Annotated in this window: 19 protein-coding genes and 3 tRNA genes; 5 read left to right on the top strand and 17 right to left on the bottom strand. The window is 69.8% G+C overall.

The features are described from left to right. Positions 1-530: 530 nt before the first annotated feature. The 6 genes from ACGFX9_RS03690 to ACGFX9_RS03715 all read right to left on the bottom strand — a co-directional run bounded on the left by ACGFX9_RS03690 (position 531) and on the right by ACGFX9_RS03715 (position 4,534). Entirely contained in the window at positions 531-962 is a 432-nt protein-coding gene (locus tag ACGFX9_RS03690) for a VOC family protein (protein ID WP_393464000.1), read from the bottom strand. A gap of 39 nt (positions 963-1,001) precedes the next feature. Continuing rightward, on the bottom strand, positions 1,002-1,745 hold the full coding sequence (locus ACGFX9_RS03695) for an SDR family oxidoreductase (protein WP_393464003.1): 744 nt from the start codon (positions 1,743-1,745) through the stop codon (positions 1,002-1,004). Between the two features lie 77 nt (positions 1,746-1,822). After that, positions 1,823-2,932, bottom strand: coding sequence for an NADH:flavin oxidoreductase/NADH oxidase (locus tag ACGFX9_RS03700; protein WP_393464006.1), 1,110 nt, complete (start codon positions 2,930-2,932; stop codon positions 1,823-1,825). A 70-nt stretch (positions 2,933-3,002) separates the two neighbouring features. Further along, complete coding sequence (locus tag ACGFX9_RS03705; RefSeq protein WP_393464009.1) at positions 3,003-3,437, bottom strand: SRPBCC family protein; 435 nt, start codon at positions 3,435-3,437, stop codon at positions 3,003-3,005. Continuing rightward, entirely contained in the window at positions 3,437-3,838 is a 402-nt protein-coding gene (locus tag ACGFX9_RS03710) for a RidA family protein (protein ID WP_393464013.1), read from the bottom strand. The genes ACGFX9_RS03705 and ACGFX9_RS03710 overlap by 1 nt, the downstream gene beginning before the upstream one ends. Before the next feature lie 45 nt (positions 3,839-3,883). Further along, positions 3,884-4,534, bottom strand: a complete 651-nt coding sequence (locus ACGFX9_RS03715) for an NAD(P)H-binding protein (RefSeq protein WP_393464016.1) — start codon at positions 4,532-4,534, stop codon at positions 3,884-3,886. 117 nt (positions 4,535-4,651) lie between these two features. Between ACGFX9_RS03715 and ACGFX9_RS03720 the strand changes: the two genes are divergently transcribed. Then, positions 4,652-5,302, top strand: a complete 651-nt coding sequence (locus tag ACGFX9_RS03720; protein WP_393465604.1) for a GntR family transcriptional regulator — start codon at positions 4,652-4,654, stop codon at positions 5,300-5,302. A 229-nt stretch (positions 5,303-5,531) separates the two neighbouring features. Here the strand turns inward: ACGFX9_RS03720 and ACGFX9_RS03725 are convergent, their stop codons facing one another. The 6 genes from ACGFX9_RS03725 to ACGFX9_RS03750 form a co-directional block, all read right to left on the bottom strand. Continuing rightward, positions 5,532-6,392, bottom strand: a complete 861-nt coding sequence (locus ACGFX9_RS03725) for a Tn3 family transposase (protein ID WP_393464018.1) — start codon at positions 6,390-6,392, stop codon at positions 5,532-5,534. 140 nt (positions 6,393-6,532) lie between these two features. Beyond that, positions 6,533-6,940 (bottom strand): PIN domain nuclease, encoded by a 408-nt coding sequence (locus ACGFX9_RS03730; protein WP_393464021.1) that lies wholly within the window; start codon positions 6,938-6,940, stop codon positions 6,533-6,535. After that, complete coding sequence (locus ACGFX9_RS03735; RefSeq protein ID WP_393464024.1) at positions 6,937-7,170, bottom strand: type II toxin-antitoxin system VapB family antitoxin; 234 nt, start codon at positions 7,168-7,170, stop codon at positions 6,937-6,939. Before ACGFX9_RS03735 ends, ACGFX9_RS03730 begins: the two co-directional genes overlap by 4 nt. A 327-nt stretch (positions 7,171-7,497) precedes the next feature. Continuing rightward, positions 7,498-7,571, bottom strand: a tRNA-Ile gene (locus tag ACGFX9_RS03740). A gap of 174 nt (positions 7,572-7,745) precedes the next feature. Beyond that, positions 7,746-7,818: transfer RNA gene (locus ACGFX9_RS03745), tRNA-Asn, on the bottom strand. 5 nt (positions 7,819-7,823) lie between these two features. Continuing rightward, positions 7,824-7,896, bottom strand: a tRNA-Asn gene (locus tag ACGFX9_RS03750). 178 nt (positions 7,897-8,074) lie between these two features. Between ACGFX9_RS03750 and ACGFX9_RS03755 the strand changes: the two genes are divergently transcribed. From ACGFX9_RS03755 to ACGFX9_RS03770, 4 genes are all read left to right on the top strand, one after another. Beyond that, the gene (locus ACGFX9_RS03755) at positions 8,075-8,377 is read left to right on the top strand and encodes a YtxH domain-containing protein (RefSeq protein ID WP_393464027.1); all 303 of its coding nucleotides are present in this window, start codon (positions 8,075-8,077) and stop codon (positions 8,375-8,377) included. 84 nt (positions 8,378-8,461) lie between these two features. Beyond that, entirely contained in the window at positions 8,462-9,889 is a 1,428-nt protein-coding gene (locus tag ACGFX9_RS03760; protein WP_393464029.1) for an FGGY-family carbohydrate kinase, read from the top strand. A 183-nt stretch (positions 9,890-10,072) separates the two neighbouring features. Continuing rightward, positions 10,073-11,806, top strand: coding sequence for an ABC transporter ATP-binding protein (locus ACGFX9_RS03765; protein ID WP_393464032.1), 1,734 nt, complete (start codon positions 10,073-10,075; stop codon positions 11,804-11,806). Continuing rightward, entirely contained in the window at positions 11,806-13,731 is a 1,926-nt protein-coding gene (locus ACGFX9_RS03770; protein WP_393464035.1) for an ABC transporter ATP-binding protein, read from the top strand. The genes ACGFX9_RS03765 and ACGFX9_RS03770 overlap by 1 nt, the downstream gene beginning before the upstream one ends. On the opposite strand, the gene ACGFX9_RS03775 is transcribed toward ACGFX9_RS03770, so the two are convergent. From ACGFX9_RS03775 to ACGFX9_RS03795, 5 genes are all read right to left on the bottom strand, one after another. Beyond that, positions 13,728-15,068, bottom strand: a complete 1,341-nt coding sequence (locus ACGFX9_RS03775; RefSeq protein ID WP_393464038.1) for an RNA polymerase sigma factor — start codon at positions 15,066-15,068, stop codon at positions 13,728-13,730. The two genes, ACGFX9_RS03770 and ACGFX9_RS03775, sit on opposite strands and share 4 nt — an antisense overlap. Positions 15,069-15,370: 302 nt before the next feature. Beyond that, entirely contained in the window at positions 15,371-17,275 is a 1,905-nt protein-coding gene (dnaG, locus tag ACGFX9_RS03780; protein ID WP_393464041.1) for a DNA primase, read from the bottom strand. Positions 17,276-17,309: 34 nt separating this feature from the next. After that, complete coding sequence (locus ACGFX9_RS03785) at positions 17,310-18,572, bottom strand: NAD(P)/FAD-dependent oxidoreductase (RefSeq protein WP_393464043.1); 1,263 nt, start codon at positions 18,570-18,572, stop codon at positions 17,310-17,312. A gap of 129 nt (positions 18,573-18,701) precedes the next feature. Further along, entirely contained in the window at positions 18,702-20,027 is a 1,326-nt protein-coding gene (locus ACGFX9_RS03790; protein WP_393464046.1) for a deoxyguanosinetriphosphate triphosphohydrolase, read from the bottom strand. 57 nt (positions 20,028-20,084) lie between these two features. Continuing rightward, on the bottom strand, positions 20,085-20,999 hold the full coding sequence (locus ACGFX9_RS03795) for a sirohydrochlorin chelatase (protein WP_393464049.1): 915 nt from the start codon (positions 20,997-20,999) through the stop codon (positions 20,085-20,087). Positions 21,000-21,073 lie beyond the last annotated feature (74 nt).

Below are 21,073 nucleotides of genomic sequence, written 5' to 3' on the forward strand. Positions count from 1 at the left end.
GGGCGGACAGTGCCCGCCGCGTGTCGCCGCAAAGGGGCGACCCAGAAGGTTTGGGCTGTTGACGCAGGTGGAATCGTTCCTGCGCCCCAGCGCCTTGGTGGGGCGGGTGGGACTCGAACCAAAACGGTGACGCCTCTCACCTGCAGCTTTACCAAAGAGCCCGTTTCATACCCCGACTTCGATCCGGTTGCGTCCTACTCGGTCCCGCTCGATCGGGGAGGGTGCAGCGAACGCTGCACCACCTTTCCAGCGCCCCCAGGGTTCACGTCTCCGAGCACTCCCCCGGCCTGACCTCGCCGAAGCAGCAGTAGCTCGCTCAGGACGGCGCCGCCGAAAGGCGGGCGGGCACGGCGGGAAGCCTCAGCAACCACAGTCACACTCTGCCACCAGCGGCGCCGACCAAGATGCCGAGCCCCTGAGCGGGATACCAGCACGGTGTCGGTGCGTATGCCGCTTCGGGCAATCCCCGCAGGCGCGGGATCGACAGATGGGCAGCCCCTCTGAAATCCCTCCACCGTCCACAGAGGATGTCAGGCGGCGAACACTTGGGAGTCATCGGCGAACGCCTTGAACTCCAGGGCGTTGCCGGCCGGGTCGAGGAGGAACATCGTCCACTGCTCGCCGGCCTCGCCCGCGAAGCGCACGTGGGGCTCGATGACGAAGTCGGTATCCGCGGCGCGCAGACGGTCGGCGAGCCGGTGGAAGGCGTCGACGGTCAGGATCAGCCCGAAGTGCGGTACCGGGACGTTGTGGCCGTCAACCGGGTTGTGTATCCGTTCGGCGCGGACGGGGGCGAGGTGGGTGACGAACTGGTGGCCGTGCAGGTTCCAGTCCACCCAGGTGTTGGCGCTGCGGCCCTGCTCCAGGCCGAGGGTCCCGCCGTAGAAGCGGCGGGCAGCATCCAGGTCGTCGACCGGGATAGCGAGGTGGAAGCGGGGAATGGGGGAGGCAAAACCGGACATGGGTGGGGTTCCTTCCGTGCGGCGTGGAATGCCTGGCGCTTACCAGTTCTGGCGGGTGGGGGAGATGACGAGGTCGTTGACGGTGACGTCGGCGGGCTGGTCGAGGGCGTAGACGACGGCGTCGGCGATGGACTCGGGGCTGATGGCGATGGTGTTGAGTTCTTGGGCGGCTCTGCGTCCGGCGGGGTCGGTGACCTTGTCGGCCCAGCCGGTGTCGATGACGCCGGGGCTGATCGTGGACGCCTTGATGCCCTCGTGGACGCCGAGTTCCTTGCGCATGGACTCGGTCATGGCCTGCACGAAGAACTTCGTCGCGCTGTAGACACCGGCGCCGTCGCCGACCTGGTGCCCGGCCACCGAGTCCATGTTCAGGATGTGGCCGGACTTCTGGCGGAGCATCACGGGCAGGACGGCGTGGACACCGTTGAGGTAGCCGCGGATGTTCACGTCCAGCATCCGGTTCCAGTCGTCGAGCGCGAGGTCCTTCCAGTACGAGAAGAGCATCAGGCCGGCGTTGTTGACGAGGACGTCGATGCGTCCGTAGGTGTCGATGGCGAAGTCGGCCAGCGCCTGCATGTCCGCGGCGTCGGTGACGTCGGTGAGCCGGGCGGTAGCGGTGCCGCCGGCCTTCTTGATGTCGGCGACCAGCTGGTCGAGGTCTTCCTGGCCGCGGGCGGCGGCGACGATCTTGGCGCCGCGGGCGGCGAGAGCCCTGGCGCTGACGGCGCCGATGCCGGAGGAGGCGCCGGTGATGACGACGACCTTGTCCTGAAGGTGGTTCATGGGGGTCTCCCAGTGCGGTGGTTCAGCGCGCCTCCCCTGGTGAGGGCGGCGCGGCGGAGGCTGTAAGGGGTGGGGGGTCAGTGCTTGCGGCGCTTGACGGCGTAGGCGTACTGGTCCGGCCAGGTCGGCTCGGCGTCCAGTGCGAGCGCGGCGTGCTGGGCCCAGTAAGGGTTGCGGAGCAGTTCGCGGCCGAGGAAGACGGCGTCGGCCTGCCCGCTGGTGAGGATCTCCTCCGCCTGCCGCGGCTCGGTGATGATGCCGACGGCTGCGGTGGGGATGCCGGTGGCCTGGCGGGCCTGGGTGGCGAAGGGCACCTGGTAGCTGGGCCCGGCGACGATCTTGGCGTCGCGGACCATGCCGCCGGTGGACACGTCGAGCAGGTCGACGCCGCGGGCGTGGAGTTCCTTGGCCAGGCGCACGGTGTCGTCCCCGGTCCAGCCCTCGCGGGTGTCCTCGGGGTTCTCGGTCAGCCAGTCGGTGGCCGAGGTACGGAAGAACACCGGCAGGTCCTCGGGCCACACCGCGCGGACGGCGTCGACGACCTCCAGGGCGAAGCGGATCCGGTTCTCGAAGCTGCCGCCGTAGGCGTCGGTGCGGTGGTTGGAGGCCGGGGAGAGGAAGGAGTTGATCAGGTAGCCGTGGGCGCCGTGCACCTCGACCACCTGGAACCCGGCGGCCAGCGCGCGCCGCGCGGAGTCGGCGAAGTCGCGTACGAGCTGCTGGATCTCCTCCACGGTCAGCTCGTGCGGGACAGCAAGGCCGTCGTAGGCGACCGCGCTGGGGGCGATGGGCTGCCAGCCGCCCTCGGACTCGCTCAGGTAGCGGTCGGACAGCCAGGGCTTGTCCACCGATGCCTTGCGGCCAGCGTGCGCGAGCTGGATGGCCGGGACGGCACCGTGGGCCTTGATGGCCTCGGTGATGCGGGTGAACGCCTCCTGCTGGCGGTCGTTCCACAGGCCCAGGTCCCAGGGGCTGATGCGCCCGTCGGGCCGGACGCCGGTGGCCTCGGCCATGACCAGGCCCGCGCCGCCTGCGGCGCGGGAGGCCAGGTGGGTGAGGTGGAAGTCGGTGGGCGCACCGGTTTCCGGGCCCTCGGGGGCGGCGGAGTACATGCACATCGGGGACATCCAGACCCGGTTGGGTATCTGAAGGGATCGCAGGGTGAGAGGGGCGAACATGGAGCTCATGCGGGGGCGCTTCTTTCGTGATCGGTGATCGGTGATCGGTGTCGTCGGACGGGGCAGCTGCCGGCCGGTGTCAGGCGAGGAGCGTGTGGAGGCCTGCGAGGGCGGGGGCGTAGGCCGCTTCGAGGACCGTGGCGGCTTCCTGGGCGGTGGTGCCGCCGGCCGGGTCGAAGGTGGCGTGCCAGCTGAGGAAGGCGCCGCCGGTGTCGGCGACGGGCTGGACGTGCAGCGTCGAGCGGTAGCCGCGGACTGGCAGCGGTGCCTCGACGATCTCGTAACTCAGCTTCCGGTCGACCTCGTCCAGGCCCACGAGCCGTTCCCGGTAGACGCTGCCGTCCACCCCGGTGAGAAGGCGGACCGCACCGGGGGTGAGCCCGTTGCCGCCCCCGATGATCTCGCTCGCCCGGATGGCCGGGTGCCAGTCGGGCAGGCCGTTGAACTGCCGGACGACCGCCCATGTCTCGTCTGCGGAGCTGGTGAAGACGGAGCTCCAGTACGCCTGTGCCATCAGGCGGGCAGACGGGTGTCGAGGACGAAGTTGGTCTCGATGAGCTGGCCGGGGAAGAACAGGTGGGCCACGCCGATGGTGCTGCTGGTGGGGCGGTGGTCGCCGAAGTAGGCCAGGTTGGCGGCCGCCATCGCGTTGTTGTACTTCGGCAGGTCCACGATGTACTGGGTCTCGGAGACGACCTGGTTGCGGGTGGCGCCGTAGTGGGCGAGGACCTTCTCAAAGTTGGCGAAGACCTGCTCGGTCTGGGCCTCGAAGTCGTCCGCGTAGAGGAAGTTGCCCTCGTCGTCGTGGGAGAGCTGGCCCGAGACATAGATCGTGTGCTCGACCTTGATGGCCTGGGCGAAGCCGAACTCGCGCTCGCCCGAGACGCCGTGGCTGTAGGAATCGATCGCAGTCATGGTGGTGGTCCTTCTCTGGTGGGGAATGCGGGGGATGCGTGGGGCTCAGGCGGCCAGGCGGGCGACCGCGTCCGCGACGGGGGTGTCGCCGGAGGTCAGCTCGACGACGACGCGACTGAGGGCGGGCTCGTGCAGAGCCGCGTCGATGAACGCGGCGACATCGTCGCGGTGCACGTCGCCGTACTCGACGGCAGGCCCGACGGTGACCCGGCCGCTGCCGGGGGTGTCCAGGAGAGTTCCGGGACGGACGATCAGCCAGTCGAGATCGGTGCGCGTCAGGTACACGTCGGCGCTCTTCTTGACCTTGATGTAGTGCTCGAAGCCCTCACCGCCCTCGCCGCCGCGCAGCGCATCGGGGAAGACCGAGACCAGGACGAACCGTGTCACCCCGGCAGCGGCAGCCGCGTCGGCTGCCTTCTCCAGGCCCTTGCCGTCGATCAGCGTGGTCTTGTCCATGCCGGTTCCGTGGGCACCGGCCGAGAACACCACTGCGTCGTGCCCGGCGAGTTTTCCCGCGAGCTCCTCCACAGAGTCGGCGATCAGGTCGCCGGTCACCGGCGTCGCACCGGTCGCGCGAATCGTGTCGGCCTGGGCCGGGCTGCGGTGCATGCCGGTCACCTCGTCACCGCGCTCGGACAGCAGGCCGGCGAGCCTCCTGCCGACACTTCCGGCGGCACCGATCTGGAACACCTTCATGGAAATCACCTCTTTCCTGGCCGGATGACCGGCCACTCCACTTGTCCTAATGTTGACATTGCGACAACACGGGAATGTTAACATCACGACATGGAGAAGATGCAAGTCATAGACGCGGTGGCCCCCGCCCGCCGTCGCGGACTGGCCGACGAAGTCGCCGACCGGATCCGGGAGGCGATCTTCAGCGGCGCATACGCCCCCGGGGCACCGCTGCGTGAGGTCGAACTCTCCGGCGTCCTGCAGGTCAGCAGGGGTCCGGTGCGTGAGGCTCTGCGCGTACTGGAGCGCGAGGGACTCGTGCACTGCGCCTGGCACCGCGGCAGCGTCGTCACCGCACTGTCCGCCGAGGATGTCGCCGAGCTCGACAGTCTGCGGGGCGCGCTGGAGGACCTGGCTGTCCAGCAGGTCATCACGCAGGCCTCCGAGGAGGACCTCGCCGCCATCGAGAAGGCGGCCGGCGTAATGGAGCACACGACGGACCCGCACGACATGGTCCGCCTGGACATCGCCTTCCACGACGCCGTCTTCGCCGCCACCGGCCACCAGCGTCTCGCCGCGGCCTGGGAGTCCATCCGCTGCCAGGTCCACCTGTTCCTGCTGACCCGCATCGGCCTCAGCACCGAGGGCTACCTCGGCTGCATCCCCCAAGAGCACCATGCACTGGCCGCCGCCCTGCGCGCCCGCGACCCCCAGGCCGCCCTCCCCCTCTTCGCCGCCCACCGCCGCCACGCGGTGGACGTCGTCACAAGTACGTCGAACCCAGCCTGAGGACTGGTCCGTCGCATCTGGGTGCCGCCCAGCGTTGATGAATTCTGTTCGTCTTCGTCATCGCCCGCCCTGGCAACCACGGCAACCACGGCAACCACGGCAACCATGGACATGTGCGACGACAGCCGGTCACAGGTAGCCACGACGTACGGTCGGCACAGCCCGACCAGTCTGTCGCTTCAGCAGACCGCGCCGCCGACGAAACGATCCCGCGCTGCGCAGGACCGCGTCAGGCCAGGCGCACGCCGGATCGGTGAGCGGCGTCCGCCGGTGTGCGTGGCCGTGGTACGGCAGCGACATGCCCCAGGTCGAGGCGCTTGGCCATGTCCAGTCGGAAGGTGCCGTACGGGTTGATGTTGGACCAGAACAGCGCGGTCAGGCCGCGCCGGTCCTCGGCGGTCAGCTTCTTCGCCCATTTCGGCTCGGCCAGGATCTGCTGGAGCAGCAGGGTGTTGACGTGCACGAGCGCGGACTGGAGCAGGTGCAGGGCGAACATCGACGTCTCGGCGTGCTCCTTGTCCTGGCCGGTCAGAGCACCGTCCCTGCCGTAGTGGAGCACGGTGCTCGCGCTGTTCCAGTTCTCCACGACCTGCCCCCCGTGGATCTCCCGACGCAGGCCGGGGCTGGCGAGGTAGCCGCAGGCGAAGGTCGTGCGTACCCCGCGGCCGAGTTCTTCGAGGGCCTGGTAGGTGGGGTGCTTGGGCCCGCCGCGGGTAAAGCGCCGCAGCACTGTTCCGCCTCGGCGGTGCCGAGCCGGAGCGCGGTGGCGTACTTGACCATCTGGTCGTTCGACGACCGCCTCACGCCAGTCCTTGCGGACCACGCCGTCCATCGGCACGACGTCCGTGGCGTCGTAGAGGCGGGTCTTGCCGTCGACGTCGGCGTACTGCTTCAGCAGTTTCATCGCGTCCATCACCGGCCGGTAGGCAGTGTTGTCACACCTGAAGCCCAATGTGTTCAGCAGCGGCGACAGCATCTGCCGGTAGCACGAGCTGCAGGAGGAGCGCAGAGTGGTGCGGACCTTGGCTTTGAACACCTTCTCGTTCACCTTCGCCTCAGCCACCAGCTCACGCAGCGTCTTCTCACCCACCACCGGGAACAGGTCGGTGCGTATGCCGCTTCGGGCAATCCCCGCAGGCGCGGGGTCGACCGTTGGGGCACCGGGGTCACCAGAGAGAGGCGGAGGATCCCCGCGGGTACGGGGATGGCCCCGAATGCGTCCGCCAGCAGTCAGGCGCGTACGTCCCGCTGCTGCACTTCCTTGAGGAGCGCCGCCACCGTGGCGAAGTCGTTGTCCACGTGCAGCACCGTGTGACCGTGATGAACCGCCGTCGCACACACCAAGAGATCGATGGCACCGGCGGCACGGTGCTGTCCTTGCTGAGTGAGCTTGTACTGCGCGGTCTCCACCCAGCGCCACGCGTTCTTGGGAACCGGTGAGAAATGGCAGAGGTCATCCAGCTCCTCGGCCAACTCGTCGCGGTGGGCCGGGCTGGTGGCCGAGTAGAGGAACTCCGCCCTCGTGGGCTCGCAGATATGGAACACGCCGGCGGCGATGTGCCCTTCCCAGGGCCGCAACGCCCCCGGCGTACGGAAGAGATGCCACAGAGCGGAAGCGTCGAGGAGGTACGTGATCACTCGAAGGCGCCCCGCCGGGCGCGCTTCGCAGCCGCATGCGCCGCAGCCGCAGTCTCGAACTCGCCCCGCTCACCCCGCGCGGCCAGCTTCTCGGCGGCCTCCAGCCGCTTGATGCGCGCCACGTAGTCCCGCAGAGCCCCGTTGACCGTCTCTTTCTTGGTCGAGACACCCATGAGCCGCATCGCCTCGGCCAGCGCCTCGTCATCGAGATCAACCTGCGTAACAGACATACCAGCGACCCCTCACCGTCGACAGTCCATGATGTCCATAACTAGAATACGTCACCAACATTCGCGGGGGCAGCTCATCGCGCACGAGGCAGATCACGCACGGAGGGGCGATATCCGTCGGTGCGGTGAGGCTGGGCGGAATGCGGCCTCTTCTCAACGGCCGTGGGACCGCGAACCACCCATCCCACCGAGGGACTGCCCGAAACCCCAGGTCACAGCCCTCTGAAGGTTCGCGGAGACGCACGATGACGCCCGTTCGCTGCACCGATTCGGGGTACCAAATCGGGCGGAAATTACGTTTCTGCAGGTCAGAACGTTCCTGCTACGTGGGGCGGGTGGGACTCGAACCCACGGCCGACGGATTATGAGTCCGCTGCTCTAACCGGCTGAGCTACCGCCCCTAACGGCGCGTCGCGCACATTTGTGCGCGCCGTCTGCCGCAGCATAGCCGCTCATACGATCTCCTGCTTCGGATGGTCGGCATCGCTCAACCATGAGGACCGCACGGCTGCCCACATGGTTCCACCAGGCATGAAAAGGGACCCCTGAGGAAATCTCAAGGGTCCTTCTCACTGCTCTCCCGACTGGACTCGAACCAGTAACCTGCCGGTTAACAGCCGGCTGCTCTGCCAATTGAGCTACAGGAGACCGAGCTCCCCCGACTGGACTCGAACCAGTAACCTGCCGGTTAACAGCCGGCTGCTCTGCCAATTGAGCTACAGGGGATCGTCTCGTTGCATCGAACGCACCTACCTGGGAACTCTCCAGGCGGCGGGCGGTCGCTGCGACACATACATTAGCGCAAGCAGGGGGGTGCTCCGCCAATCGGTATCCCTCACCGCCGGCACAGAGCAGCAGACAGGCGACAGACGTGCGACTCCGACGCAAGGGAAGGGTGGCAGCCATGCGCTACCGGCTCACATTCATGGTGGGACTGGCTCTCGGGTACGTGCTCGGTACCCGGGCCGGACGCGAGCGCTACGAGCAGCTGAAGAAGTCCGCCCGCGAGTTCTCGCAGAACCCGGCCGTGCGCAACACCGTCGAGTCCGCGACCCAGCAGGGCCGCGACGTGGCGGGCAAGGCCTACCACTCGGTGTCCGAGAAGGTCGGGGACCGGGTTCCCGACTCGGTGGCCGACCGGGTGCGGTCGCTGCGTGAGCGCGGGCAGGGCAGTGGTGCGGACGACTGGGGCACCACCAATACGTAGCTGAGGCCCCACGTATACGTAGCTGGAGCGGTTCCTGGGAGCTGAGGTACGGGATACGTCACGCGGTGCGGCAGAATTCCAGGCATGGGGATAGTCGCAGGGTTGGACAGTTCGCCCGATTTCACGCGCATCGTGGTCTGTGACACGGACACGGGCGCCGTACTCAAGCAGGGGTACGCCCCGCATCCGACGGAGAGCCCCGATGGCGGCCGGCCGTCCGACGTGGATCCGCAGGCCTGGCTGCTCTCGCTCGGTGAGGCGGCGGGTGGCGGGCTGCTCGAAGGCGTGCAGGCCATCGGCGTCTCCGCGCAGCAGAACGCGCTCGTCCCCCTGGACCGGCACGGCAACACCGTGCGGCCCGCGCTCGTCGGCAACGACCGGCGGGCGCAGGTCGCCGCCGCCGATCTGATCGACGGGCTCGGCAGCCGTGAGGCCTGGGCGCAGGCCGTGGGGTGCGTGCCGCAGGCCGGGCAGCCCGTGACGAAGCTGCGCTGGCTCGCGAGGGCCGAGCCCGAGGCGGCACAGCATGTCGCCGCTCTTCTGCAGGCTCATGACTGGCTGGTGTGGCAGCTCCTTGGCCGGCCATCGCGGCGCACGACCGACCGCGGCGGCGCCTCCGGGACCGGTTACTGGTCGGCGGCGACGGGTTCGTACCGCCCCGATCTGGTCGAACTCGCGCTCGGGCACCAGGCGATGCTGCCCGAGGTGATCGGGCCCGCCGAGGCCGCGGGGACGACGCCCGAGGGGCTGCTGATCTCGGCGGGTACCGGCGAGACGATGGCGGCGGCGTTCGGGCTCGGGGTGCAGCAGGGCGACGCGGTCGTCTCGCTGGGGGCCTCGGGATCCGTGATGGCCGTGCACCACGAGGCGCTGGTCGACGCGAGCGGGACGATCACCTCGCTCGCGGACGCCACCGGGATGCATCTGCCGGTGGTGCACACGCTGAACGCCGTGCGGGTGCTGCGGGGCGCCGCCGAGATGCTGGGGGTGGCCGATCTGGAGGCGCTCTCGGAGCTGGCCATGAAGTCGACGCCCGGCGCGCACGGACTCGTGCTGCTGCCGTATCTGGAGGGCGAGAAAACGCCGAATCTTCCGCACGCCGCGGGCACCCTGACCGGGCTGCGGCGTGAGTCGATGCGGCCCGAGCATCTGGCGCGGGCCGCCTTCGAGGGCATGCTGTGCGGGCTCGGGGACGCGCTCGACGTGCTGCGGTCGCGGGGTGTGGAGGTGCGCCGGGTCTTCCTGCTCGGCGCGGCGGCGGAGCTTCCCGCGGTGCAGGCCGCGGCGCCGATGCTGTTCGGTACGCAGGTCGTGGTGCCGCAGCCCGCCGACTACGCGGCGATCGGTGCGGCGCGGCAGGCCGCATGGGCGCTGAGCGGTCAACTGCCGCACTGGCAGGGGGCGTCGGCGCAGGTCTTCGAGCCGGGCGAGGAGCTCGCGGTGGGCCAGGCGGTACGCCAGCAGTACCGAACCGTGCGGGAACAGGCGCACCCCGGGGCGCTCGACAACTGACCACAGGGCACTCGACGGCTGACCCCGGCCCACTCGACGGCCGAGTTTTCACTGTGGCCAGTTCTTGACCCAGACAATTTTTTTACCGGGTCATGGCTTAATCGGTTGCACATGGGCGGGGGCGGTATCGGAGTATGGGGGCGACTCCGCCAGAAACCCCGCCCACGCCTCTCGAGAGACCCCGTGCTCATACGACTCCTGCGGGCCCACCTCGGCCCGTACAAAAAGCCCATCGCGTTGCTGGTCCTGCTGCAGTTCCTGCAGACCTGCGCCTCGCTCTATCTGCCGACGCTCAACGCCGACATCATCGACGAGGGTGTCGTGAAGGGGGACACGGGCTACATCCTGTCGTTCGGCGGCATCATGATCGCCGTCACCGTCGCCCAGGTGATCTGCAACGTGGGCGCCGTCTTCTACGGCGCCCGTACCGCCTCCGCTCTCGGACGTGACGTACGCGCGGCCGTCTTCGACCGCGTGCAGTCCTTCTCCGCACGGGAGTTGGGGCAGTTCGGCGCCCCCTCCCTGATCACCCGGACCACGAACGACGTCCAGCAGGTGCAGATGCTGGTCCTGATGACGTTCACCCTCATGGTGTCGGCGCCGATCATGTGCGTCGGCGGCATCGTCATGGCGCTCGGCCTCGACGTACCGCTCTCGGGCGTCCTGATCGCGGTCGTGCCCGTCCTCGCGATCTGCGTGAGCCTGATCGTGCGGCGCCTGAGGCCGCTCTTCCGCACCATGCAGGTGCGCCTGGACACGGTGAACCGCGTGCTGCGCGAGCAGATCACCGGCAACCGCGTCATCCGCGCCTTCGTGCGCGACACCTACGAGAAGGACCGCTTCCGGCAGGCCAACGCCGAACTGACCGAGGTGTCCCTCGGCACCGGCAAGCTGCTCGCGCTGATGTTCCCCATCGTCATGACGGTCGTGAACATCTCGTCGATCGCCGTCGTGTGGTTCGGCGCGCACCGCATCGACAGCGGCGGCATGAAGATCGGGGCGCTCACCGCGTTCCTCGCGTATCTGATGCAGATCGTGATGTCCGTGATGATGGCCACCTTCATGTTCATGATGGTGCCGCGCGCCGAGGTCTGTGCCGAGCGCATCGAGGAGGTCCTGGACACCGAGAGCAGCGTGGTGCCCCCGGCCTCCCCGGTGCGCGAACTGCGCAGCCACGGCCACCTGGAGATCCGGGCGGCCGGCTTCCGCTACCCCGGCGCCGAGGAGCCCGTCCTCAAGTCCATCGACCTGGAGGCGCGCCCCGGTGAGACGACCGCCGTGATCGGGTCGACCGGGGCCGGCAAGTCGACGCTCCTGAGCCTCGTGCCGCGGCTGATCGACACCACCGAGGGGCAAGTCCTCGTCGGGGGCGTCGACGTGAGCACGATCGAGCCCACGCTGCTCACGAGGTCCGTGAGCCTCGTACCCCAGAAGCCGTACCTCTTCGCCGGCACCGTCGCGAGCAACCTGCGGTACGGCAACCCCGACGCGACGGACGACGAGCTCTGGCACGCCCTTGAGGTCGCCCAGGCCAAGGGCTTCGTCGAGGGCCTGGAGGAAGGCCTGAACGCGCCCATCTCGCAGGGCGGCACCAACGTCTCCGGCGGTCAGCGCCAGCGCCTGTCCATCGCGCGCACGCTGGTGCAGCGCCCGGAGATCTACCTCTTCGACGACTCGTTCTCCGCGCTCGACTACGCCACGGACGCGGCCCTGCGGCGCGCCCTGTCCCAGGAGACCGCCGAGGCGACCGTCGTGATCGTCGCCCAGCGCGTGTCGACGATCCGGGACGCCGACCGCATCATCGTCCTCGACGAGGGCCGGGTCGTGGGGACGGGACGCCATCACGAGTTGATGGAGAGCAATGAGACCTACCGGGAGATCGTGCTCTCCCAGCTGACGGAAGCGGAGGCCGCGTAATGGCCGGTCCGGGCGGACGGATGATGATGGCAGGACCGGACTCCCGGTCCATGGACTTCAAGGGGTCCGGCAAGCGGCTCCTCGCGCAGTTCAAGCCGGAACGCACCACGATGTACGGGATGATCGGCGCCGGAGTGCTCAGCGTGGCGCTCAGCGTGCTCGGCCCCAAGATCCTCGGCAAGGCGACCGACCTGCTCTTCGCGGGCATCGTCGGCCGTGACATGCCGGCCGGGGTCACCAAGGACCAGGCCATCGAGCGCCTGCGGGACAAGGGCGACGGCGGCATGGCCGACATGCTCTCCGGGGTCGACTTCACGCCGGGCAAGGGCATCGACTTCGACGCGGTGGGCGAGGTGCTGCTTCTCGCGCTCTGCACGTTCCTGATCGCGGGCCTGCTGATGATGGTCTCGACGCGGCTCTCGAACCGCGCCATCAACAAGACCGTCTTCAAGATGCGCGGCGACGTGCAGGAGAAGCTGTCGCGCCTCCCCCTGTCGTACTTCGACAAGCGGCAGCGCGGCGAGGTGCTCAGCCGGGCGACGAACGACCTCGACAACATCGGCCAGACCCTGCAGCAGACCATGGGCCAGCTGGTGAACTCGCTGCTCACCATCGTCGGCGTACTGGTGATGATGTTCTACGTCTCGCCGCTGCTCGCCCTGGTGGCGCTTGTCACCGTGCCGCTGTCGTTCTTCGTGGCGACGAAGGTCGGCAAGCGCTCGCAGCCGCAGTTCGTGCAGCAGTGGAAGACCACCGGCAAGCTGAACGCGCACATCGAGGAGATGTACACCGGGCACAACCTGGTGAAGGTCTTCGGGCGTCAGGAGGAGTCGGCGAAGGCCTTCGCCGAGCAGAACGACGCGCTGTACGAGGCCGGGTTCAAGGCGCAGTTCAACAGCGGGGCCATGCAGCCGCTGATGTTCTTCATCTCCAACCTCAACTACGTGCTCGTGGCCGTCGTCGGTGGTCTGCGGGTCGCGTCGGGTTCGCTGTCGATCGGTGACGTGCAGGCCTTCATCCAGTACTCGCGGCAGTTCTCGATGCCGCTCACGCAGGTCGCCTCGATGGCCAACCTGGTGCAGTCCGGTGTCGCGTCCGCCGAGCGGGTCTTCGAACTGCTCGACGCGGACGAGCAGGAGGCCGACCCGGTGCCGGGCGAGCGCCCCGAGCAGCTGCGCGGCCGGGTCGAGATGGAGCACGTGTCCTTCCGCTACGAGAAGGACAAGCCGCTCATCGAGGACTTGTCCCTGAAGGTGGAGCCCGGTCACACGGTGGCGATCGTCGGGCCGACCGGCGCGGGCAAGACCACGCTGGTCAACCTGCTTATGCGGTTCTATGAAGTCACCGGCGGCCACATCACGCTCGACGGGGTCGACATAGCGAGGATGTCGCGCGACGAACTGCGCTCCGGCATCGGCATGGTGCTCCAGGACACCTGGCTGTTCGGCGGGACCATCGCGGAGAACATCGCGTACGGAGCGACCAAGGACGTCACCCGTGAGGAGATCGAGGAGGCGGCGCGGGCGGCCCACGCCGACCGCTTCTGCCGCACGCTGCCCGACGGCTACGACACGGTGATCGACGACGAGGGCACGGGGGTCAGCGCGGGCGAGAAGCAGCTGATCACGATCGCGCGGGCGTTCCTGTCCGACCCGGTGATCCTCGTCCTCGACGAGGCGACGAGCTCCGTGGACACCCGCACCGAGGTGCTCATCCAGAAGGCGATGGCGCGCCTCGCCCACGGGCGGACGTCGTTCGTCATCGCGCACCGGCTCTCCACGATCCGGGACGCGGACACCATCCTGGTGATGGAGGACGGGTCCATCGTCGAACAGGGCACGCATGACGCCCTGTTGGCGGCGCAGGGGGCTTACGCCCGGTTGTACGCCGCCCAGTTCGCGCAGGCGGTGGCCGAGGTCGACTAATCCAGGTAGCCGCGCAGCTGGTCCGCGAAGGCGTGGTCCCGCAGCTTGTTGAGGGTCTTGGACTCGATCTGGCGGATGCGTTCGCGTGTCACGCCGAAGATCCGGCCTATCTCCTCCAGGGTGCGGGGCCTGCCGTCCGCCAGGCCGTAGCGCAGCTGGACGACCTTGCGTTCGCGCTCGCCGAGCGTGGAGAGCACCGCCTCCAGGTGCTCGCGCAGCAGCAGGAACGCCGCCGATTCGACGGGGCTCGTCGCGTCGCCGTCCTCGATGAGGTCGCCGAGCGCGACGTCGTCCTCCTCGCCCACGGGGGCGTGCAGCGACACCGGTTCCTGGGCCAGGCGCAGGACTTCGCTGACCCGCTCGGGCGCCAGGTCCAGCTGGGCGGCGACCTCTTCGGGGGTCGGTTCGTAGCCCCGCTCCTGGAGCATGCGGCGCTGGACGCGGACGACGCGGTTGATCAGCTCCACGACGTGCACGGGTACGCGGATGGTGCGGGCCTGGTCGGCGAGGGCCCGCGACATGGCCTGGCGGATCCACCAGGTGGCGTACGTGGAGAACTTGTAGCCGCGTGCGTAGTCGAACTTCTCGACTGCCCTGATCAGGCCCAGGTTTCCCTCCTGGACGAGGTCGAGCATGGTCAGGCCCCGCCCCACGTACCGCTTGGCGACGGAGACGACCAGACGCAGGTTGGCCTCGATCAGACGGCGCTTGGCCATCCGGCCCACGACGACCAACTTGTCCAGGTCAAGGGCGAGTTGGGAGTCCAGGTCGCTGGCGAGGCGCAGCTTCTCCTCGGCGAAGAGCCCGGCCTCGACCCCGCGCGCCAGCTCCACCTCCTCCGCCGCCGTGAGCAGGGGGATCCGGCCGATCTCGCGCAGATACTGCCGGAACAGGTCGGACGAGGGGCCGCCGGTGTCGGCGCGGCTGCGGGGCGCGGGGGGCAGGGGCAGCAGCTCGCCGCTGTCGGGTGCGAGCGCTTCCGGGGCCTCGGTGGCCTCCGGGACCGCTTCGGGGCTCTCGGGGACTGCCTCTGGGACCGTCTCGGGGTGCCGTGCGGCGCGACTCTGCGGCGGTACGGCCGCTATGACGTCCGCATCCGTCTCCGTCTTCACCGCCGCTGCTTCCGCTTCCGCGGCCACGGCGGTCTCGGTCTGGGTGAGGGTCTGGGTCTGCACGGGGGCGACCTCCATGATGATCGCTGCTGAGGCGTGCGGCAGCGGTACAGCGGGATCGGCTTCGACGGCCTCGCCGCTGTCCGTCCCGAACACGATGTGTGGAATCGCGGGTGTGTCGGATCCGCTGTCCGCGGGCCGGCCGCGCTCCGAGGACTCAGGCACCGCAACCCAGTGTGGGGTACGACACACGGCCGCCACGAGGGGCGTGCGGGGACTTTTTGAGTCCGGTCCGTGACCGCGTGGTTACACCGCGCCCGGCCGTTCGCCGTCAGCGCGGTCGGCCCAACTTCCCTGGGGCCGTGCCCGGTTCATGATTCAGGTGCGCCCTGAGCCGCCGGGGCAAGCCCGGCACCGGCGGATCCGCTGACCGCGAACCGCCGGGAACACCTCGCCCGGGTACCCCGAACCCGCGGGTGCATACCGGGCCGTGGCCGACCTGAGTGCGCCCCCGGCCGCGCGCCGCCTCAGAGGGCGTCCGCGCCCCGCTCGCGCAGCGCTCGCGCGTACTGCTGGAGGACCCACAACTCGTTCTGCACGGCCGCCAGTTGCGCGGGGTCGCCCTGGGCGCTGAGACGGGTCAGGCTGCCCTGGACGTCACGGATGCGGCGGTCGACCGCGCGCAGCCTGACCTGGACGAGCTGCATGCCCGCGTAGATCTCGTCCACCTGCTTGCGCAGGATCGCCTCGACTGCCAGCTCGGTGACCATGGCGCGGACCGTGTCGTCCGGGGCCGCGTCCAGGACGCGGGCGAGATAGCTCTGCGACTCCGGGATGCCCGCCTCGGCGCCGCCCGCCTCCTCGACACACTGGCGCACCGCGGCGTACGGCGGGGCGGTGAACTCGTCCGCCCCGTACGCGTCGAAGGCCGGGGAGACCAGCTCCGGGCGCTGCAGAGCCAGTTTGAGCAGCTCGCGCTCGGTGCGGTGGGCGGGGCTGCGCAGGGTGAGCGCGGGCCCGGAGTGCGCGCTCGGCGCCGAGGCCGCGTACTGCTGGTTCTGGTACGTGCGCTGCTGCGGGGCCGGGCCTCTGCCGCCCCGGTCGCGGGCCCAACGCGCCAGCTGGGCCACGCGCTTGACCACGAACTGGGTGTCCATGATGCCGAGAATCCCGGCGAGCTGGACGGCCGATTCGTGCTGGATGGAGATGTTCTTGATGCCGGCGACGATCGGCGCGGCCTCGTCCAGGGCCGCCGCGCGCCCGGCCGGGGTGTCCAGATTGTGCCGCACGACCATCTGCCGGATCGCGAACTCGAAGAGCGGGGTGCGGGATTCGACCAGGCTCTTCACGGCGACGTCGCCCTCCGCGAGGCGCAGCTCGCAGGGGTCCATGCCGCCCGGAGTGATCGCGATGGACGTCTCGGCGGCGAACTTCTGGTCGTCCTCGAAGGCGCGCAGGGCGGCCTTCTGGCCGGCCGCGTCGCCGTCGAAGGTGAAGATCACCTCGGCCGTCGCGTTGTCCATGAGGAGGCGGCGGAGGATCTTGATGTGGTCGCCGCCGAAGGCCGTGCCGCAGGTCGCGATGGCGGTGGTGATGCCGGCCAGGTGGCAGGCCATCACGTCCGTGTACCCCTCGACCACGACCGCGCTGCTGGTCTTGGCGATCTCCTTCTTGGCCAGGTCGATCCCGTAAAGGACCTGGGACTTCTTGTAGATCGCCGTCTCGGGGGTGTTCAGATACTTCGGGCCGTTGTCGTCCTCGCGGAGCTTGCGCGCGCCGAAGCCGACGACCTCGCCGCTGATGTCGCGGATCGGCCACATCAGGCGCCCGCGGAAGCGGTCGATGGGGCCGCGGCGGCCCTCCTGGGAGATGCCGGAGAGGGTCAGCTCCTTGTCGGTGAAGCCCTTGCCGCGCAGATACCGCGTGAGGTGGTCCCAGCCCGCCGGGCTGTAGCCGACGCCGAAGTGCGCGGCGGCGGCCTGGTCGAAGCCGCGCTCGGCCAGGAACTTGCGGCCGATCTCCGCCTCGGGGCTCTCCAACTGCTCGACGTAGAACTGCGCGGCGATCTTGTGCGCCTCGACGAGGCGGATGCGCTCGCCGCGCTGGTTGGAGGGGTTGTACCCGCCCTCCTCGTAGCGCAGCGTGATGCCCGCCTGGGCGGCGAGGCGCTCGACCGTCTCCGAGAAGGTGAGGTGGTCGATCTTCATCACGAAGGCGATCGTGTCGCCGCCTTCCTGGCAGCCGAAGCAGTGGAAGAGACCCTTGCTCGGGCTGACCTGGAAGGACGGTGACTTCTCGTCGTGGAAGGGGCACAGACCCTTGAGGTTGCCGCCGCCCGCATTCCGCAGCTGGAGGTAGTCGGAGACCACGGCGTCGATCGGGACCGCGTCCCGAACCGCCTTCACGTCCTCGTCATTGATCCTGCCTGCCACGTAGGAATACTACGGCCCGGCTACGACACTCCCGTCACGAGACCAGCGAAGCAAGCGGCGTGCCCGGGTCCGCGAGGGCGTCCACGCTCGGGCGGGCGCCCGTGCGGATCAGCTGCTGGATGGGATCCGTGACGTCCCACACATTCACGTTCATCCCCGCGAGGACCCGTCCCTCGCTCAGCCAGAAGGCGATGAACTCCCGCTTCCCCGCGTCACCTCGGATCACCACCTGGTCGTACGTCCCCGGGGGCGCCCACCCGGAGTACTCCAGGCCCACGTCGTACTGGTCGGAGAAGAAGTAGGGCACCCGGTCGTAGGTCACGTCCCGGCCGAGCATCGCGCGAGCCGCCGCCGGGCCGCCGTTGAGGGCGTTCGCCCAGTGCTCCACGCGCAGCCGGGCGTCGAAGAGTCCGTGCTGGACGGAGGACACGTCGCCCGCCGCGAAGATGTCCGGGTCGGACGTGCGCAGAGAGGCGTCGACCGCGATCCCTCCGCCGTGCGCGCGGTCGGCGAGGGTGAGCCCGGCGGCCTCGGCGAGCCCGGTGCGCGGGGCGGCGCCGATCGCGGCGAGCACGTCGTGCGCCGGGTGCTCCTCGCCGTCGTCGGTGCGGGCGGCGAGGACCATGCCGTCCTGGCCGGTGATCTCGGTGAGCCGGGCGCCGAAGTGGAAGCGCACTCCGTGCTCGGCGTGCAGGTCGGCGAACATCTGGCCGACCTCGGGGCCGATGGCCGCGTGCAGCGGGGTGGGCTCGGGCTCGACGACGGTGACCTCCGCGCCGTACTCCCGTGCGGCGGCGGCGATCTCCAGGCCGATCCAGCCGGCCCCCGCGATCACCAGGTGGCCGTTGTCCCTGCCGAGGGCCGCGAGGACGTGCCGCAGCCGGTCGGCGTGGGCGAGGCGGCGCAGGTGGTGCACGCCCGCCAGGTCGGTGCCGGGGACGTCCAGGCGGCGCGGCTCGGCGCCGGTGGCGAGGAGGAGTTTGTCGTAGTGGATGACGGCGCGGTCACCGAGGTGGACGGCCTTGGCGGTGCGGTCGATCGCGACGACGGTCTGGCCGAGATGCAACTCCACGTCCGCCTGTGCGTACCAGGCGGGTTCGTGGACGAAGACGCTGTCGCGCTCCTCCTTGCCCAGCAGATACCCCTTCGACAGGGGTGGGCGCTCGTACGGGTGGTCGCGTTCGTCGCCGATGAGGATCACCCGGCCGGTGAAGCCCTCGGACCGGAGTGTCTCGGCCGCTTTCGCGCCCGCGAGACCTCCTCCGACAATGACGAACGTCTGATCCGCGTCGACCACTTGATGCCTCCTCAAAGCCTTGCCGTCAGGGGGGAGCGTCCCGCACGGAGCGTGATGGGGGAAGGGGTTGCGGCCCGATCCGGCCAGTTTTCGTCACGCCCCGTGGTCGGTCGCCGCGTTCCGCTCGCTTCAGGTCCGCCGTGCCGTGAGCCGCGCGTGCAGCGACCGCGCGGCGGCGTCCGTGAGCGAGGCGATCTGGTCGACGACCACGCGCAGGGCCGCGCGGTCGTCGGGTGCCGTGTCGTAGAGCGCCCGGAACTGCGGGTCGAGTCCCTCGGGGGCGCGTGCCGTCAGCTCCTGGGCCAGCTCGGCGACGACGATGCGCTGGTCGGCGCGGAGCCGCTCCTGGGCGGGGCGCTGCATCACGTAGCGGTCGGCGACGGCCTTGAGGACCGCGCACTCGTGGCGGGCCTCGCGCGGCACGACCAGCTCGGCGGCGTACCGGGTGAGCGGGCCCGTGCCGTACCTCGCGCGCGTGGCGCTCTCCGCGGCGAGACAGAAATGGCCGATGAGCTGGCTTGTGGCGTCCTTGAGGCGGGCCTGGGCGACGGCGGAGCCGTCGTACCCGTGCGGCCACCACTCCTGTTCCAGGAGGCGGTCCAGGGCCTGGGAGAGCTCTTCGGGGTCGGTGTCCGCCGGTACGTAGCGGCCTATGGCCACGGCGAAGATGTCCCGGCGCTCGGGCTCGGCGTACAGGAGGTTCGGGTCGAGGTGCCCGGCGTGCAGGCCGTCCTCGATGTCGTGCACCGAGTACGCAACGTCGTCCGACCAGTCCATGACCTGGGCCTCGAAGCAGGTGCGGCGGCCTGGCGCCTCCTTGCGGACCCAGTCGAAGACCGGCCGGTCGTCTTCGTAGACCCCGAACTTGGTGGACCGCGGATCGGTGGGGTGGGCGCCGCGCGGCCAGGGGTACTTGGTGGCGGCGTCAAGGGCGGCGCGGGTGAGGTTGAGCCCCACGCTGACGAGTTCGTCCGTCTCCTGGCTTCTGACGAAGCGCTTCGGTTCGATGCGGGTGAGGAGCCTCAGCGACTGGGCGTTGCCCTCGAAGCCGCCGCAGCTCTCGGCGACTTCGTTCAGTGCCTGCTCGCCGTTGTGGCCGAAGGGCGGGTGGCCCAGGTCGTGCGAGAGGCAGGCGGTCTCCACCAGATCCGGGTCGCAGCCGAGCGCGGCGCCGAGCTCGCGGCCGACCTGCGCGCACTCCAGGGAGTGCGTCAGACGGGTGCGGGCACTGGCGTCCCACGCCTCGTTGCTGCGCGTCCCTGGGGTGACCACCTGGGTCTTTCCCGCGAGGCGGCGCAGCGCCGCGGAGTGCAGGACGCGCGCCCGGTCACGCTGGAAGGCGGTGCGTCCCGGCCTCTTGTCCGGCTCGCCGGCCCATCGCTCGACAGCGGCCTCGTCGTAGACCGCCTCGTGGACCGCCTCGTCGTCGTACGCGTTCGGTGCAGTGCCTTCCATGCACCGACAGTAAACGCAAGGAGTGACAAAGGGGGCTTCCGGGCCCTGTGACCGCCGTCAGGCGGAGGCCAGCTGACGGGGCGAAAGCTGCGGGACGGCAGGGGCGGCCGGGGCGAGGGGGGCCGTCGCGCGGGCCTGTTCGTAGCGGTGCAGGAGGAGGCGGGCCATGGCCTGGTGGGCGCCGAGCGGGGCCGCGGCGATCCAGGGGGCGGCCTCGGCGCACTGGGTGGCGAAGCGGCCCGGCGCCGTGAAGTACGAGGCGACGGCGGTGCGGTGGCGGCCGCGGGCGGCGAGGGCGCGCACGGCGGCGGGCACGCTGAGGGCGGAGCTCGCGGTCGGCGTCGCGTACGCGGGCACGACCGGTACGCCGAGCCGCCGCGACAGCAGCTTCGCCGCGTTCAGGGTGTCGGCGGCCGAGTCGGGGTCGCGGGAGCCCGCGGCGGCCAGGACCACACCGCGGGACCGCCGGTCGGCCTCGTCGGGCCCGGTCGGCCAGCCCGCTTCGACGAGCCGGTCGTGCAGGGCGTCGACGAGCAGGGGGTGCGGGCCGAGCGGGGCGGCGACGCGCGTGGCGAGGTGCGGAGCCGCGGCGGCGGCCTCGGGTATGTCGTGCTTGACGTGGTAGCCGCGGCTGAGCAGCAGCGGCACCAGGACGGCGGAGCCGGCCGTCGTGGCGAGGGTGTCGGGGAGCAGCGGCTCGTTCAGCTCGATGTGGCCGAGGCGCACGGCGAGCCCGGGCCGCAGGGCGCGGACCCGTTCCAGGAGCGCCGTGACGGTGGCCAGGGCGCGCGGGTCACGGCTGCCGTGGGCGACCACGACCAGGGCGGGCGCGGGTTCGGGGCGGCGCCTGCCGTCGAGCGACACGAGATTGAGCTGGCTGCCGAGCTGGCTGGTGATCCGGTCCATGAGTTGCGCCGTACTTTCGAGAGGGGTGCTGCCGGACTCGTCACGAAGAGGGTTCGACGGCGTCATGGACCGAGGATGGCCGCACCTTATTGCGGTGGCGTTGCGTACCGGTGACGGGTCGTTTCGGCGGGGCTCACCGA

It is taken from the genome of Streptomyces sp. NPDC048436 (assembly GCF_043200355.1).
Lineage (GTDB): Bacteria > Actinomycetota > Actinomycetes > Streptomycetales > Streptomycetaceae > Streptomyces.

Bases quoted from the DNA above. Each gene is read 5' to 3' on its own strand.
- ACGFX9_RS03735 (WP_393464024.1), bottom strand. From the start codon at position 7,170: ATGTCTGTTACGCAGGTTGATCTCGATGACGAGGCGCTGGCCGAGGCG.
- ACGFX9_RS03715 (WP_393464016.1), bottom strand. From the start codon at position 4,534: ATGAAGGTGTTCCAGATCGGTGCCGCCGGAAGTGTCGGCAGGAGGCTC.
- ACGFX9_RS03690 (WP_393464000.1), bottom strand. From the start codon at position 962: ATGTCCGGTTTTGCCTCCCCCATTCCCCGCTTCCACCTCGCTATCCCG.
- ACGFX9_RS03700 (WP_393464006.1), bottom strand. From the start codon at position 2,932: ATGAGCTCCATGTTCGCCCCTCTCACCCTGCGATCCCTTCAGATACCC.
- ACGFX9_RS03795 (WP_393464049.1), bottom strand. From the start codon at position 20,999: ATGACGCCGTCGAACCCTCTTCGTGACGAGTCCGGCAGCACCCCTCTC.
- ACGFX9_RS03705 (WP_393464009.1), bottom strand. From the start codon at position 3,437: ATGGCACAGGCGTACTGGAGCTCCGTCTTCACCAGCTCCGCAGACGAG.
- ACGFX9_RS03755 (WP_393464027.1), top strand. From the start codon at position 8,075: ATGCGCTACCGGCTCACATTCATGGTGGGACTGGCTCTCGGGTACGTG.
- ACGFX9_RS03710 (WP_393464013.1), bottom strand. From the start codon at position 3,838: ATGACTGCGATCGATTCCTACAGCCACGGCGTCTCGGGCGAGCGCGAG.
- ACGFX9_RS03695 (WP_393464003.1), bottom strand. From the start codon at position 1,745: ATGAACCACCTTCAGGACAAGGTCGTCGTCATCACCGGCGCCTCCTCC.
- ACGFX9_RS03770 (WP_393464035.1), top strand. From the start codon at position 11,806: ATGGCCGGTCCGGGCGGACGGATGATGATGGCAGGACCGGACTCCCGG.
- ACGFX9_RS03760 (WP_393464029.1), top strand. From the start codon at position 8,462: ATGGGGATAGTCGCAGGGTTGGACAGTTCGCCCGATTTCACGCGCATC.
- ACGFX9_RS03790 (WP_393464046.1), bottom strand. From the start codon at position 20,027: ATGGAAGGCACTGCACCGAACGCGTACGACGACGAGGCGGTCCACGAG.